Raw genomic sequence first — 15,093 nt, forward strand, 5'->3', positions numbered from 1 at the left:
CAGATACGACAAGCGCGGCTACGTCTACCTCGGCACCGCCACCGCAGCAGCACTCGCCATCTGGCTCCGCACATGATCGCCCGGACAAGTCCTAGCCCGCTCAGCCCTTCTTGGACTGCTCACCGGCCGCCAGGTCCTGCTTGGTGCCCGACAGAGCCTCCTCGAACCGGTCGGCGCTGACTCCGAGCTTCTTCGCGATCGCCGCGAACTGCGGGCCGTGCGGGTCGAGGCCGCCCGGCCGGTCGGCCAGCGCGAACAGCTCCCCGACCGCTCGCTCCGCCGCGACGGTGCCGACCCCCAGCCGGTCAGCGACGCCCTTCGCGAAGAGCTTCACATCGGCGTCGTCGTCCGGTCCCCGGTGCTTGATGACGACCTTGCCGTCGCCCGGCTTGCCTTTGCCCGCGTGCTTGTCGTTCACGACCTGCTTGCCGAGGGCCCGCTTGGTCTCACCAAGGGCCCTCTCCAGGCGGTCAGGACTGACCCCGAGCTTCTTCGCGATCGCCGCGAACTGCGCGCCGTCCGGGTCGACGCCGCCGGATCGGTCGGACAGCGCGAACAGTTCCTTGACCGCCTCCTGCGCGGACGCCAGGCTCACCCCCAGCCGAGCGGCGACGCCCTTCGCCAGGGCCTCCGCGGTCCGTGCCCGGTCCTCCGTCGGCTTCCCCGGCTTCCCGCCCTTGTCCGGCTTGCCCTTCGCCGTCGCGGCCACGACCGCCTCGGACTTGGCCGGGCCGGGCGACGGGGCCGCAACCGCGGACGCCGTCAGGCAGGCCACCGCGGCGGCCGCACCCGCCACGGTGATCCAACGCGCCCTACTGCTCATACCTGGTCTCCTTCGAACTCCCAGGGCGGTCCGGCGGCTGCCGGCGCCCACGGCCGAGAAGACCATCAGGAACTCAAGGAAACTCTCAGGGAACCTTAGGCCGGCCTTAGAGATCACCTGCTCCCGGTGAGCCGACCCTGCGGCTCGAACGAGGTGAGCCCAAGAGCCTGGGGAACGAGCGGCAGGCCCAACGACTGCGGGGGAAATGGGGCTTCGGGTGTGCCGGCCTGGCGGCTTGTGCGCGGTCGAGCGGTGTCGCGGACGGTCAACGTGACTGCTGAAGCCGTAAAGCGGTGGACAGCCTTACGGCGCTGGGCGAGCATCTCCGCGATGACCAGTGAACCTCACTCCGCCCCCAAACGCGTCCGCTTCGTCGAGCTCAGCGCAAAGGCGCTACGGGCGCTGTCCGAGGGTGACCTCGCAGGCGGCAGCGCCGAAGCCGGGGTCGCCCTCGACGAGTACTTCGTCTCCGACCGGGCCCGCGGGATCTTCGGCTATCGCGCCGGCCAGCTAGCCGCGGACCCGTCTGCCGCGCCCTGGATCGTACGGGCCGCGGTGTCCGAGCCGGACGGGGCCGTCGTCGGCGACGCCGGGTTCCACGGGCCGCCGGACGAGGCCGGGACGGTCGAGGTCGGCTACACCGTCGTGCCCGGGTACCGCCGCCAGGGCTATGCCCGCGCCATGCTGGCAGCGCTGCTCGTCCGGGCCGCCGCCGAACCCGGTGTCAGGACCGTGCGGGCCACTGTCAGATCCGACAACCACGCCTCCCTGGCAACCATCGCGGGCTTCGGTTTCACGTGCGTCGGCGAGCGGGGGAACGAGCGCGACGGGCGCGAGCTCGTCTTCGAGGTTCCCGCTGACGCGATCCAGGCCGAGTAGCCGTACGGCCGTGGCTGGCGCCGCAAGCGTCCGGTCGGGCCGTGACCTGCCCGCAGGCCCGTCATGGACTCCGGGCCTCCGTCTCCGGCAAACGCAGGCAGAACACCGTCAAGACCACCACGTTCAGCGACGGCCAGGGCCTCTACCGCTGTCCGGCCTTGCGCATGACCTGGTTGGCGGCGGCCTTCTGCAAGAGGCCGTAGGCGAGGGCCGGCAGCAGCAGATGCGGCCGGTCAGGCAGCGCCGTGGAGATCAGGACGGCGCTCGCGTTGCTGTTGTTCGCCGGCCGGTCGAGGGGCCGGCGGGCCGTACAAACTGCTCCGGCCCCTGCCCGACAAGAAGTCAGGCAGGGGACGGACGTTGGTAGCGGGGACGGGATGTGAACCACGCGACCTCTGGGGCGTGAGCCCAGCGAACTACCCACTGCTTGTGCGGCAGGCCGCCCAGCGGCGCTGTTCAGGCAGCGCTGGCAGTCGGCCGGACGATGATCTCGCTGACGTCGACCTCCCAAGGCCGGCTGATACTTAACGCGCAGCGGAGCGTCGCGTGCCCTGCACGTCCATCTCTGGCTGGTTCAGTCCTCGTCCGGCACCGCGACCGCCCCGTCCCGGCCGTGCATCCGGTCGAAGACCGGGTTGGCGGCTGACGAGTTCCGCTCCATCATGTCGGCTTCCTGAGTGCGGCCTTCGGCTCGAAGGGTGCGGATCACGTCGTGGGCGACAGCGGCCTCGTTCCACTCGTACGAACCGGACCTGTAGACCTCCAGCGCGGCGTCGAAGTCGCCATGGGCTTCCGGGTATCGGCCGAGTTCACGGTAGGCCACCCCCCGTAAGTGACGTGCCATGGCACCCGCGTAGGCATCGCCGGCTGCAGCGCAGGCGTCCACGGCGTGAGTGAGCGGCGCCTCGGCGTCCTGGGGACGTCCGGCACGCAGGTGCAGCCAGCCGACGTCCCGCTGGGTGTGCGCCACCCACATCTCATTGCCGAGCTGCTCGAACAACGCGATCGCCTCGCGGGCGGTGGCGGCGGCCTCATCGGGCTGTCCCATGCCGGCGAGGACGCGGATACGGGCGTTGTTCACCCGGCCCACCCACAGCCGCTCGCCCATCGGGCCGAAGATGCCCTCCGCCCTGCTGTAGCAGTCGCTCGCCTTCTGGCGCTCTCCGAGGAGCCGGTAGATCTTGCCGAGGGCGTACTCGGTGGCTCCCTCCCAGCGGCGGTCACCGAGGAGCCTGAAGTCGTCCCTGGCGGAATCGAGCAGCGGGGCGGCCTCCGCCGGGCGGCGCAGATAGCCCAGTGTCTCGGCCAAGGTGCGCCGCAGACGTGCCTGAGCCCTTAGGTCGCCCGCCTCTTCGGCGATGCGCAAAGCCTCCCGCTGGCTCTGCTCGGCCAGCTCCGGTTTGCCACGCCAGCGCTGGAGCTCGCCCAGCAACTCGAGGGAACCGAGGGTGTGCCAGGAGTCGCCGGCCGTGCGGAGCCGGTCCACCGCGATCGTCATGCCGTCGAGGGCGATGCGGTAGTCGTCCTTCATGGAGTGCGCCCGGGCAACGAGCATCGCGTCCCGCGCTTCTGAGACCCCGTCCGCTGAGCTCCCCGCTGCATCGTCGCCGTTCGGGCCCAGGAGCGAAAGCACCCTGTCCGGGTTTCCCTCGGCCAGGGCGGCCCTGGCGCGTGCCCTGCGGAGACCGGCCAGCACCCGCGACCGGGTTTCTCCAGGAGCATTGAAGAGCCAGTCGGCGGAGTTCGGGGCCAAAGTGATGTCGTCGAGGAAGTAGGACAGCCCCTCCCCGATCTCCGCCGCCACCGTGTTCAGCCCGAGGTTCCGCGCACGCTCGATCGCCCAGAACAGACGGTCCTGCTCTCCGGCGACCCACTCGGCGGCCGTCGTCGGAGAGTCACGGAGGTCCGTCACGCGATCGGGGTCGATCTCGGAACGCAATTCCGGGGCGCGCTGAGCCGCCCAGTGGACAACGGCGTCCCGGTAGGCCCGGACCAGGCGTTCCTCCGAAGCGTTCCGTTCCTCCGGCGGCAGTTCCTCGTACTGGCGTGCAGCGAAGACACGGATCAGGTCGTGGATGCGGTAGCTGCTTTCGGAGCCGCCGCCTTCCCCGTCCCGTGTCTCCATCATCGCGACCTCGACCAGTTCGTCGCCCGCCGTGACGCCGGCCCCGCGGGTCGCCTCGATCCGGGCGAAGTGCCAGTCCGTCAAGCGACCTGCAGGCAGGGAGGCGAGCATGGCGAAGGAGGCACGAGTGGTCGGCGTGAGGCCCTGGAAGCTGAAGATGAGGCAAGCGGTCAGGCTGCGGTTCTCGAACTTCAGGTGGTCCAGGCGGCTCCTCTCGTCCTCCAGGAGCATGCGCATGCGGGCGAGACTGGAGCCGGAACGCTGCTTCAGCTTGCAGCCGACCAGCCGCAGGGCCAGAGGGAGGTTGCCGCAGAAGCGGACGATGTCCATCGCCGCCGCCAGCTCGGCGGCGATGCGTTCCTGCCCCGCGTAGTGGGAGAGCACGGCAAGTGCGTTCTGGTCGTCCGGCAGATGCACCGCGACGGGCTCCCGCTGGGTGGTGCTGTTGAGGGAGAGCACCCGCCTGGAGGTGATCAGGACCGAGCACCCGGCGCCCGTGGGCAGCAGAGGCTCGATCTGATCCGTACCGTGCGCGTTGTCCAGGAGGACGAGCAGCCTCTGGTCGGCGGTGAGCGTCCGGAACATCGCCGCTCGCTCGTCGGCGGAGTCCGGCATGTCCTCCCGCGCCACGTGCAGGCTGCGGAGCATGTGGGCGAGGGCGTCCGCGGTGCTCCTCGGAGTCGCCCTGTCACCGTGGAGGTCGAGGTAGATCTGGCCGTCCGGGTAGGCGTCCTTCACCTCGTGCGCGGCATTGAGCGCCAGGGTCGTCTTGCCCACGCCGGGCTGACCATGGACGACGATGAGCTTCGACTGGCTCTGGAGGCCGCTTGAGGGGAGCGTGCGGTTGCCGGGTGCGGGCACGTCTCGCAGGTGGGCGAGTAATCCGTCCAGGGCAGTGGTGTCGCCCGCCAGCGTTTCCCGGGTGGGAAGTTCACGGGGAGGCAGCGCCTGGGGCGCCGACTCCGGGGCAGGCACCGGTTCCTCGGCATGCTGGGCTCTGAGTGTCCCGTACGCGCCCAGGCCGGCCGCGATCACAGCCGCGCCGCCGCAGACAGCCCACGCGGTATGGCCTTTGAACACGTCGAAGATGATGTCGCCGGTGAGGCCCAGTCCGGCGACCACACCGGTCGCGGCGGCCACCAGCAACGTGTTGCGGCGTGCAGCGACTTGTCCCGACACGCGGCCTCCCCCGAGTTTCGCCGGTGCCCGATCGTACCGGCTCTCGTGGCAGGTGCGGGTAGCCAGGTCGGGGCCGGTCACACGGGCCAATGTCGCACCCAATGGCGAGCGTCGGCTGACAGCGGGTTGAGTGAACATGGCGAGTCACGCACTGGGGGTTTTCGTCCCGGTGGGCTGTGCGGCCAGGTGCTGAGGTGACGGAGGCACGTGTGCCGCCTTTCGGTCACCGATCAGCGAGAACCGGCCGATGCCCGGGTGGATGCGGTTACACCCTTCCGATGCGAACGCGCGTTCCCGTAATCTTCCTTTCTGCATGATCAAGGGGGCAGGCCTCCCGTCACCTGAGGGCAACACCCCCGTCATGGCCCCGGCTGGGGCGGCTTCAGCGCGCATACCGGGCCGGTGACCAGAGGCCGAAGGCGGCTTCCGTGACCGAGGGGACCACATTGGACTTCGACGCTGCAGTGTTGCGCCCTGCCGGCCGTTGCATCGGCCGGGCGCTGGCGGTCGTGGCCGCGACCGCTCTCGCGGCCGGATGCGGCCCGTCGGAGGGCAAGCCGTCCGCGGCTCGCACGACGTCACCGGCCCCGCTCGTCGTGGTGACGGCTCACCCGAGCCCGTCGCGGTCCGAAGCCGAGCCGCGGGGCGGCGGAACAGGCGACGCGGGGACCGCCGCTTTCAAGGACGGGGTCATGGTGCGTGAGCCCGTGCTGAAGGAGACAGGCGACGCCTTCCGGGTCGGCGTGAGGGTTGTCAACACACGCTCCGCACCGGCCAGGATCCGTGCCGTCGTCCGGCTGACCGGACCGTGGGGATACAACGCGGTGCTCGATGTGCAGACCGACGTTCTGCAGTACGGCGAGTCCCAGGACGGCGTCTACACCGCGCACGACCCGACTGAGGGTGCGGTGATCCCCGACCGGCCGACGGTCGTCGTGGTCGAGGTCACCCGAACCCGGGTGTGACGCTCCGCGTCTCATCTCACCGCCCCGGCCGCGGGCCCGCGCGGATTCACCGAGAAGTGGGTCTGCCGACGCCGATCGCGCCGCTCCGTGGTGTCCGGCCCGCCCTGAACGTCCGGGTACCGGCTGCCGTCCCGGCTCATCCGGCCTTCCCCCTCCTGGAGGCCGGCAGTGGCAGGCTGGTGGGCATCTGCGTCCCTGCCAAGCCAGTGCGTCGGGGAGAGGGGCGCCGATGGGCAGCGCCGTGCGGTAATCCCCTTGAACGGGCGCCAGTAGACGTGCAGGCTTGCGCGGTGATTCCCGTGCTGGCCCCTGGCTTTCTGAGCTGGGACGAGGCGGACCCCACCCGTCATCCCTTCGACAGCGCGTCGGCAGCGCAGGTGGTGCCTTCGCTCGGGCCGGCCGGGCGTGTGCCCCGCCGCCCTGACGTTGCTTCGGCCAACCCGGCAGTGAGTGCCTGGAGCCGCGGCGAGGGCAAACTCTGGGCCGACGCCATGTCGCATGTCCTCGTGGAGCGCTATGGCCGCTGGGCCGTGGGCTGGCGCTGGGCGCACGACGAGGGCGACTTCGACGGCGGGCCGGTCGGGAACTGGTGCTGCCCCCGTCACTCGATCACCACTCCGGACGAGACGCTCGCCCGTGTTGTCGCGGCGCTGTGCGAGTGGCGCGGATGGCTGGAGAGCCTCGCCGGGTGGTTCGAGGCGTACCCGTTGGACCTGGCCGCCGTCGAGGACCAGCGGATCCTGTGGGAGCGCGCCGCGCGCAACCTGATCCTCCAGGTGACCGACCGCACCGGGTGCGGCAGCGGTTGGCACGGGCACTGTGAGCAAGTGCTCATCTGGTTCCTCAGCCGCTGGGGAGTCGCAACCGATGCCGCGCAGGAGCTGGTCGACCAGGCCATCGGCGGTCGGTTCAAGAGCTGGACCGGCCCTGACATGGTGCTCGTCGAGGACATCGCGGAACGGATTGCGCTGTCCCTGCGGCCGAACGACGGCGTGGACCCCGCCGGGCCCGCGCCGGACCACCTGCAGCGCTGGCTCGAGGTGCGCGAGACGGTGGCGTGGCAGAAGGCGCCGGACGGCGTCACCCCGACGGCCCGGTCGTTCCCGCCCGCGACGGCGCGGCGGAGGACATCCGCGCCTTCGGCGGGCCGCCGGCAAGGTAAGCCTGCGTCTCCACCTGTCCGGGCAGGTGACCAGGTTCACCGACGTGATCAAGGAAGCCGCAGAGCTGAGCGGATCCGGTCGGCGATGCGCGTCGGGGCGACGGCCGCTGGAGCGACCGCTCGTCGTCTTTGCGACACTGATTGAGTGCCGCACAGGGAACGGCAGACGGACCAGCGCCTGGAGTGGGCCATCCTGGAGTTGCTGGACCGTCGTGCGCCGACCGCGACGATCTGCCCTTCTGACGCCGCGCGGGCGGTTTACGAAGGGGATGACGACGGCTGGCGCGCGCTCATGGAACCGGCCCGGCGAGCGGCCCGGCGGCTGGCCGCAGCCGGCGAGGTCGAGATTACCCAGGCCGGCCGTCCCGTCGAGCCGGACAAGGCCCGCGGCCCCATACGTATCCGCCGCCTCCGCTGACCTGTCCCCGGGCCTGCCCGCTGCTCGGAGCCCGGTGGTCTGCCGGTCGTGTGCGGGAGGCGTCCGGTTGGACGCGGTGATCAGAGGGCTGTAGTGGCGCCGCTAGTCGGGGCCGGGCTGCCGTCGGTGCGGGCGATCGCCCTGAACTGGCCAGGCGGCTGCGAACGCGCCCGGCGGAAGGCCCGGCTGAAGGCGTAACCGGAGGAGTAGCCGACCGAGGCGGCGATCGCGTCGAGGCTGTCGTGGGTGTCGCGCAGGCGCCGGGCGGCGAGGTCCATGCGCCAGCGGGTGAGATATGCGCCGGGCGACTCGCCGGTGGTGGCGGCGAAGCGGCGGTCGAGAGTGGCGCGCGAGACCCCGACCTCACGGGCCAGGGCGGCGGTGGTCCATGGTCTGGCGGGCTCCTCGTGGAGCCTGGTCACGGCGGCTCCCACCACCGGGTCGTCCAGCGCGCCCGCATCCTGTGCGCGGACTACGACCATGACCGGACCGTCTCGACCCGTAGAACGTCCGTGGACCGGGGGCGGGACGCGCCCCGGTCGGGTTCCATGGGCTGGGCCGATGCCGGGCCGAGCCCATGGAACCGCACGGAGCATCCTGACATCGCCGACGTCCCTTGGTGCGTCCGCGGGGCGCCGCCGGTACGGTGGCCCCATGTCGGCCTTCCGGACGCCTCAAGTGATTCTGTTCAGTGATGATCTCCCGCGGGCCGTTGCCTTCTACGTCCGGCTGGGATTCACCGAGACGTTCCGTGTGCCCATGGAGGGCGAGCCGATTCACGTCGATCTCAGCCTGGACGGATACAAGATCGGCATCGCCTCCGCTGCCTCCACCCGCGATGACCACGGCCTTGACCCGCTTGTCCACGGCCAGCGCGCGGCCGTCGTCCTCTGGACGGACGATACGACCGCGGCCTACGACGCTCTTGTCGCGGACGGAGCACCCGCCCTGGCGCCCCCGCATGCCTGGCTGGATCGGCTGCTGATCGCCTGGACGGCTGACCCCGACGGCAACCCCGTACAGATTGCGCAGTCCATGGCGCGACCGGCCGCAGGTCAGAAACCGGACGGGCCGTCTTGACGCAGCGCATGGTTCCAGGCCGGGTATCAGCAGGCCTGGATTGACACCGTCACAGATCAGTCCAACGGGTCAGGCCACTGATGGGCGGGCAGGAGTTCGCGCAGCCTCGCCGTCTTGTGGCGTCCCAGGACTACGTCGGCATCCAGGTTCGCCGGGTCGATCTGGCGCATGAACTCCCGGCACCGGCCGCATGGCGGGAGGACGTGCAAGACGCCCTCGTCATTCCGCCACACGGCGACCACCTTCGCGATCCGGTACTCCCGAGCGGTCACCATGGCGGCGATGGCCGAGTGCTCCGCGCAGAACCCGGTCCCCGACCCGGTGTCGATGCACACGCCTGAATACAGGTTGCCGGCATCGGTGACCAGCGTGGAACCCACGTCGCCGAACAGCCGGTCACCCACCCTGTGCGGATGGAGCACGGCCTCCGCGGCAGCGATCAGTTCATCGTTCGACACAGTGATCACTTGCTGGAAGATACCCACCCGGCCACCCCGAGGCCACTGCATTCGGCCCTGCTCTTCGCCTGGGGCGTGGCGTCCGCCGACTCAGGCGGCGATGCCGCGCTTGTCCATGGAGTCCTCGACGATGCGCAGCCCTTCCAAGCCCGGCAGCTTCGCGATGTGCGAGTCGACGTCGCGGACGAGCCTGCGGCCCTCGGCGCCTGCGAAGAGGTGGGTCATGACGTGCGTGACCTCGCTCTCGGGCATGACGCCGGAGCCGACCGGGCCCCAGGCCTTCTCGAGCGCGAACCGGGCGACCACGCGGGCCTTCTTGCTCGCCGCGAGCCGGTCACGGGCCTGCGACGCGTAGAACGCGACGTGCTTCGTCTCCTGCTGCGCGATCCGCTTCAGCAGTGGCACCAGAACCGGGTGGCTCTCCAGCGCCGCGAGCCGGTGGTAGGCAGCGTGCGCCGACCACTCGTTCGCCGCACCCCACGCCATGTGCACCGCGACGAAGTCATGTCCGATGAGGCGGCTCATCGCCGTCTGCTTCACCGTCCCCAAGCGGTCCTTCCAGCCGAGCTTCAGACGGGTCGCCTTGAGCTCGTCGAAGTCGACGCGGACGCCGTGGCGCTCGAGCACGGCCGCGAGCGCTTCGCCGTGCCAGAACTCCTCGCGGTTCCACATCGTCATGAAAGTGCCCACCGCGGGCTCGTTGTGGGATGGTGTCGTCAGCAGATCACGCATGTAGCAGACCGTGTGGTACTCGATGTCGCACATGTAGCGCAACGTCCGCAGCGTCCCCTCGGGCAGCGGGTTGCGCTCGAACTCGTCGAAGTCGAGGTCGGACCACTGCACCCCGGTGGAGTTCTTGGCGTACTTGTCTATGTCGAAAGCCATCAGGCACTCTCCTCTTCGGTCCGCGCCGTATCCGTCACCCGTGCAGCGATGACCTCGCTGCGCGCACCCGAACCGCCCCTCTTCCAGCGGTGGATGTCCCAGTTCCTCTTGTGCGACTCGCGCGTCAGTTCGGCGTCGGGGTTGATCGCCGAAGGCTTGCCCAGCAAGGACAGCCACGCCAGGTCGCAGTGGCTGTCGCCGTAGCCGTAGGACGCCGCGAGGTCGTAGCCGCCCTCCTCGGCGTACCGCAGGAGCCACGCGGCCCTTGCCTCGTCGACGAGCGGCGGCTTCGCGAGGTAGCCGGTGAGCACACCGTCCTTCGCGTGCATGGAGCTGCCGACGACCTCGTCGAACAGGCCGGCGAGCGGAGCGGCGAGGAGGCCGATGGAGCCGGTGACCAGGACGGTGCGGTGACCCGCCGCACGGTGCTCGCGGATGCGCGCCAGGGCGTCCGCACTCGTGTGCCGCAGCATCGTGTCGGCGTACCCGCGCCGCACGACCTCCTCGAGACGGGCGACGGGCAGGCCGCGGTAGCGGCGCAGGAACGCCCGGATGAACTCGCCGCGGTCGCGCTTCTCGGCGCGGAGGTAGCCGGGCAGCGAGGCGAGCAGGTCCGCGGCCTCCTTCGGCCAGGCCGCCTTGCGCAAGCCCGAGGTACGCACCCAGAGGTACTGCTCGACGATGTTGGAGTCGACGACGGTCCGTTCGAGGTCGAAGACGGCGAGCACGTCGGTACGCTCCGGCAGCGCGGGTTTCGGGCGGGCGTTCGCCGGCCGGGCGCCCGCGGCCTTCCGGCGGCGGTGGGCCGCTGTCAGCTCGCTCAGGGAGGGGAGGTGCACCTTCTGCAGGTACTCCTCCCAGTCGATCCGCTCCACATCGAAGCCACGGTCCTCGCGCACCTCGCCCGGAAGGGCGTTGTTCAGCGCGCGGGCGTTGCGGTCGTCGAAGATGATCTCGGTTTGCACGTAGGCGCGGTAGAGGTCGGTGAAGTTGCTCAAGGTGGCGATGCCGGCGCGCAGCTTGGCGCTCTCGGCCGCCAGGGCGCGCTTGCGCTCGTCGTTCGGCATCAGCCGCAGAGCGGCGTCCCAGAGGTCGGCCTTCTTCTTCGCCAGCAGAAGACGTCGGTTGAACCTGCGCTCGCCCGCGAACTTCCAGGTCGGCACCTTGACGAAACCGTCGTCCTTGGGCAGCGGGTGCTGCATGTAGTAGTCGCGTACGTTCTCGTACATGCGGTGGAAGGGCAGCGGATTCGATGCGCCCGAGGCGATGTGGAAGTACGTCGGCTGGTCGACGGGGGTCGGGTTGGCCGCCGCGGCGAGGATGGCGTTGACGACGAAGTCGACGGGGATGACGTCGAGGATCGAGTCGGGCAGCCCCGGGAAGTCCGGCAGCTGGCCGCGGCCGTAGGCGAAGATCAGCGGATCGGCGACCTTGAAGCCGTCGATCCAGCCGGGGAACGGATGCTCCAGGGCGCTCTCGATGATCGCGGGCCGGACCACCGAAAGCCGGTGTCCGGCCTCGCCCCACAGGTCTTCCGCGGCACGTTCCGCGAGTGCCTTCGTCAGTGTGTAGACGTCGGTCCACCCCAGGCTCTGGGCGCGCCGCCGGCCGGCGTCGACGAGGTGGGAACGCACCCACTCGCGCCGTGCGTCCTCGCTCGCGCGGGCCGCCGCGATCGGGCCCTCCTTGCCGTGGTCGCCGCGGGCGCGGGACATGAACCGCTCGAGCCGCGCCGGTTCCCGCGAGGTGAGCTCGGCGCGCTCGTGGGCCTGTGTCGCGGAGCGCCATTCGGCGCGCCAGTCGACGTCGTGCTCGAGCCTGGCCTCGGGCACCACACCGCGGCGGAGTCCCCCGACGTAGCAGGTCGACACGTGGACGACGTGCGGGTCCGATCGGGAGGCGAGAAGGGCCTGGTAGAGGCTCACGGCACCGTGGACGTTCGTGTCGAACGCCTCGTGGATGGGCGGGTCGAACGAGACGGTCGACGCCGAGTGGATCACGACGTCGAGGTCGGAAGGCAGCTCGGGAATGCTGGTCATGCTGCCGTCGAGCACGGTGATCCGCTCACGGACGACGCGCTCGGCCTCTTCGGCCCCCACGGCGTCCCGCCAGCGCCCGAACACGGGTTTGCGCAGCAGCCGCCGGAGCCGGTCCTGCCCGGTCTGTGTGCCCTTCCCGCGCACGAGGAGCGAGATGTGGGTGGCGGGGTGATCGGTGAGCAGCCGCTCGAGGACGGCTTGCCCGACGAAGCCGGTCGCGCCGGTGAGCAGGACGTGCGCGTTGCCGAGTTCGGTCTTCGCGGTGTGCGGCGTCACGGAAGGAGCCTCGATTCCACGGTGGATGCGACACCGGGACCGATGCCGGGGAGCGCGGCGACCATCGCGCGGATCCGGCCCGCCTCGGCCCTTCCGCTCTGGTCGCCGAAGACATGGCGTTCGAAGAAGGTGCGCTCGTGCCGGGAGCGATCGACCGAGCCGAGGGGCCAGGCGGAGTGCCGGAGGGCGCGCCGGGTGATGCGCTGGGCGCGGACCGAGCGCCGGAGCCGCAGCTCCGCCTCCTCGGCGAGGAAGTGGATGTGACGCTGCTTGATCTCCACGATGGGGTCGGTGATCGACGCCATGGCGGGGGACACGTCGGCCAGACGCCGGTAGGCCGCCTGCGTGATCCATTCGTCCACGAGGCTCGTCGTCACGTGTTCGGCGACGATCTGCGTACCGGTGATGTTGGCGATGAGGGAGCGACGGATCGGGCCACGGCGCTCGCGCCGTTCCGCCAGTACCCACCGTGCCGGCCCGGCGGTCGAAGGCAGGCCGCGGGCGGCCGGGGAGGCATCCTGGACGGCGTCGAGGGCGTCGGCGATCCAGAATCGCTCGAACATCCACGTGGTGAGGAACGCGGTGACCCGGGCGTCCTTGTGCGTCGCCGTCACGAGGAGGTCGCGTACGCGGTGCAGCGTTGCGCGTTCCATGTCGCGCAGCGCGCGAACGAGCCGGATGGATTCGGCGTCGAGCGGCTCTTCGGCGAGCGACCCGAGGTCGAGCCTTCCGCGGTGGCTGCCGTGTGCCGTGCGGGCGAATTCACGCACGTCGAAGCCCGCTGTCCCGGGTGGCGCGGTCGTCGCCTCGTCGTTTGAGTTCATGCGCGGGCTTTCTGGGGCCGGAGGAGGGGCAACTCTGGAGCGGCCCCGGAAGGCGCGAAAGGCTGTCGGGGGCTATGACGTCCGACCGGGAAACCCGCGCATGTGTGACAGCCGGCCGGGTTCCGCTTCGTGGGGGACGGTGCGAGCCAGAGGATGAATGAGGGCAAACCCGCTCGATCGTGACGGATGGCGTTCTGCCGGTGTCGAGGCCTTTCACTCTGCGTCTCGTCCGCATGAGCACGTGCGGAAGTTCGTGTCACAGGGTTGATGCGTGCCCGGTCGTACGTGATGAGCCGGGAAACGAAGGGTGCGTCAGGCGCGAGGAGTCAGCCATCGGCTGCTGCCGCGCCCGATGGCATGGACCCGCTCGCCACCCCATGTGAACGCTACGAGCGGGGAGTCCGGATGCCGAGCAGATGGCATATGAAACTATGCTGAGCCGTACGGGAGTCGCACTTGTCACCGGTGCGACGTCGGGTATCGGAGCAGCGTTCGCGCGCGCCCTGGCGGATCGCGGCTGGGACCTCGTCCTGGTGGCGCGCGACAGGGAGCGGCTTGGCCGCATGGCGGTCGAGCTCGGTTCCCGGGGCCGTGCCGTCGAGGTGCTGCCCGCCGACCTGTCCGATCGCGCCGACGTCGAAGGTGTCGTCGCGCGACTGGAGGACCCCGCCCGTCCGGTGGACATGCTCGTGAACAACGCCGGTTTCGGCGTGCACGCATCGATCACCTCGGCCGACACCGCTTCCCACGACCGGGCGATCGAGGTCATGGGACGCGCGGTGCTGGTGCTCGCCGGTGCCGCCGGGCGGGCCATGCGCGGACGCGGACAGGGTGCGATCGTCAACGTGTCGAGCACGGCCGGCTTCGTCACGATGGGGAGCTATTCGGCCGTCAAGGCCTTCGTGACCTCGCTCACCGAGGGACTGGCGAACGAACTGCACGGAACGGGCGTCACCGTGACGGCTCTGTGTCCCGGTTGGGTCCGCACGGAATTCCACGCCCGGGCCGGAATCCGGTCGTCGAGCATTCCGAACTTCCTCTGGCTCGACGCCGATCGACTCGTGGAGACGAGCCTTCGCGACGTGCGGCGCGGACGGGTGATCTCCATGCCGAGCCTCCGGTACCGGCTGCTCATCTGGTTCACACGTCATCTTCCGCGCCACACGGTGCGGTGGATCTCGCGACGGATCTCGTCCAGCCGCAACGACTCTCGCACGCACTGAAAGAAATGGTGCGGGCGAGCCCGCACGGGAAGGAAGCGGATGCCCGCGACGATGCGCGACCGTTTCACCTCACGCTCTCACGCTGCGGCGCGATTCGTCGCGCAGCGGGGGCTGTTGAAGCCCGTCGTGTGGAGTGTGACCAGCGTCACGGTACTCGGGCGCGAGTGCCTGGAAAAGGTCGAGGACGCCTATGTGGTCGTCGCCAACCACACGTCCCACCTCGACACGCCGCTCATCATGGGTGCGCTGCCCCGCCGCTTGGCGCGTTACCTCGCGGTGGGAGCCGCCGCCGACTACTTCTTCGACGTGTGGCGGCGGCGCGGCCTCACGGCCCTCTTCTTCAACGCCTTCCCGGTCGACCGCACCGGAGCGAGCGCGCGCAGAGTGAGCGCCAGGGCCCTGCTGAACCGGGGAGTGCCGCTCCTGATCTTCCCCGAGGGCACCCGCTCGCGCGACGGATCGCTCGGGGCGTTCAAGCCCGGGGCGGCGGCGCTCGCCTCGTCGGCCGAGGTGCCGGTGCTCCCCGTCGCGGTCATCGGGGCGTACGCGGCGCATCCTCGCGGGTCGAATTGGCCCAAACCGGGCCGCCTGCCGGTCGGGGTGGTCTTCGGCGAACCGCTCACTGCCCTTCCCGGAGAGTCGGTGGACGAGTTCAGCGAACGCATCCGCTCCGCGATCGTCAGCCTGGCCGAGGAGAACTCCGACCGGATCCTCGGCGCCCACGCCACCTCACGTCGTCCTATCTGAAGGAGACCGT

At 70.2% G+C, this 15,093-nt stretch carries 14 protein-coding genes; 7 read left to right on the forward strand and 7 right to left on the reverse strand.

Going from position 1 to position 15,093, the window contains the following annotated elements; genetic code table 11:
• Positions 1-100: 100 nt before the first annotated feature.
• Positions 101-823 (reverse strand): hypothetical protein, encoded by a 723-nt coding sequence (locus tag ABZ312_RS19840; RefSeq protein ID WP_500438333.1) that lies wholly within the window; start codon positions 821-823, stop codon positions 101-103.
• A gap of 330 nt (positions 824-1,153) precedes the next feature.
• On the opposite strand from ABZ312_RS19840, the gene ABZ312_RS19845 reads away from it, so the two are divergent.
• Positions 1,154-1,702, forward strand: a complete 549-nt coding sequence (locus ABZ312_RS19845; RefSeq protein WP_500326130.1) for a GNAT family N-acetyltransferase — start codon at positions 1,154-1,156, stop codon at positions 1,700-1,702.
• A 574-nt stretch (positions 1,703-2,276) separates the two neighbouring features.
• On the opposite strand, the gene ABZ312_RS19850 is transcribed toward ABZ312_RS19845, so the two are convergent.
• Positions 2,277-5,006, reverse strand: coding sequence for a tetratricopeptide repeat protein (locus ABZ312_RS19850; RefSeq protein WP_500326129.1), 2,730 nt, complete (start codon positions 5,004-5,006; stop codon positions 2,277-2,279).
• A gap of 692 nt (positions 5,007-5,698) precedes the next feature.
• On the opposite strand from ABZ312_RS19850, the gene ABZ312_RS19855 reads away from it, so the two are divergent.
• From ABZ312_RS19855 to ABZ312_RS19865, 3 genes are all read left to right on the forward strand, one after another.
• A complete protein-coding gene (locus ABZ312_RS19855) occupies positions 5,699-5,971 on the forward strand; it encodes a hypothetical protein (protein ID WP_500326128.1) in 273 nt (90 codons plus the stop codon).
• 290 nt (positions 5,972-6,261) lie between these two features.
• The gene (locus ABZ312_RS19860) at positions 6,262-7,278 is read left to right on the forward strand and encodes a hypothetical protein (protein WP_500438335.1); all 1,017 of its coding nucleotides are present in this window, start codon (positions 6,262-6,264) and stop codon (positions 7,276-7,278) included.
• Complete coding sequence (locus ABZ312_RS19865; RefSeq protein WP_500326126.1) at positions 7,279-7,551, forward strand: DUF3253 domain-containing protein; 273 nt, start codon at positions 7,279-7,281, stop codon at positions 7,549-7,551.
• Positions 7,552-7,631: 80 nt separating this feature from the next.
• Here the strand turns inward: ABZ312_RS19865 and ABZ312_RS19870 are convergent, their stop codons facing one another.
• Complete coding sequence (locus ABZ312_RS19870) at positions 7,632-8,033, reverse strand: helix-turn-helix transcriptional regulator (RefSeq protein ID WP_500438337.1); 402 nt, start codon at positions 8,031-8,033, stop codon at positions 7,632-7,634.
• Positions 8,034-8,205: 172 nt separating this feature from the next.
• On the opposite strand from ABZ312_RS19870, the gene ABZ312_RS19875 reads away from it, so the two are divergent.
• Positions 8,206-8,631: a VOC family protein gene (locus tag ABZ312_RS19875; protein WP_500326123.1), complete on the forward strand. Its 426-nt coding sequence runs from the start codon at positions 8,206-8,208 to the stop codon at positions 8,629-8,631.
• Positions 8,632-8,687: 56 nt separating this feature from the next.
• Here the strand turns inward: ABZ312_RS19875 and ABZ312_RS19880 are convergent, their stop codons facing one another.
• The 4 genes from ABZ312_RS19880 to ABZ312_RS19895 all read right to left on the reverse strand — a co-directional run bounded on the left by ABZ312_RS19880 (position 8,688) and on the right by ABZ312_RS19895 (position 13,113).
• Entirely contained in the window at positions 8,688-9,116 is a 429-nt protein-coding gene (locus ABZ312_RS19880) for a cytidine deaminase family protein (protein WP_500326121.1), read from the reverse strand.
• Between the two features lie 63 nt (positions 9,117-9,179).
• Positions 9,180-9,974 carry a ferritin-like domain-containing protein gene (locus ABZ312_RS19885; protein WP_499509997.1) on the reverse strand — a complete coding sequence of 265 codons (795 nt, stop codon included), beginning with the start codon at positions 9,972-9,974 and terminating at the stop codon, positions 9,180-9,182.
• Complete coding sequence (locus ABZ312_RS19890; RefSeq protein WP_500438338.1) at positions 9,974-12,289, reverse strand: SDR family oxidoreductase; 2,316 nt, start codon at positions 12,287-12,289, stop codon at positions 9,974-9,976. Before ABZ312_RS19890 ends, ABZ312_RS19885 begins: the two co-directional genes overlap by 1 nt.
• Positions 12,286-13,113: a hypothetical protein gene (locus tag ABZ312_RS19895; protein WP_500438340.1), complete on the reverse strand. Its 828-nt coding sequence runs from the start codon at positions 13,111-13,113 to the stop codon at positions 12,286-12,288. Before ABZ312_RS19895 ends, ABZ312_RS19890 begins: the two co-directional genes overlap by 4 nt.
• Before the next feature lie 431 nt (positions 13,114-13,544).
• On the opposite strand from ABZ312_RS19895, the gene ABZ312_RS19900 reads away from it, so the two are divergent.
• On the forward strand, positions 13,545-14,336 hold the full coding sequence (locus tag ABZ312_RS19900; protein WP_500326114.1) for an SDR family NAD(P)-dependent oxidoreductase: 792 nt from the start codon (positions 13,545-13,547) through the stop codon (positions 14,334-14,336).
• 135 nt (positions 14,337-14,471) lie between these two features.
• Positions 14,472-15,083 (forward strand): lysophospholipid acyltransferase family protein, encoded by a 612-nt coding sequence (locus tag ABZ312_RS19905; protein ID WP_500326112.1) that lies wholly within the window; start codon positions 14,472-14,474, stop codon positions 15,081-15,083.
• Positions 15,084-15,093: the final 10 nt, after the last annotated feature.

This window comes from Streptomyces sp. NPDC006207 (genome assembly GCF_040613835.1).
Classification (GTDB): Bacteria; Actinomycetota; Actinomycetes; order Streptomycetales; family Streptomycetaceae; genus Actinacidiphila.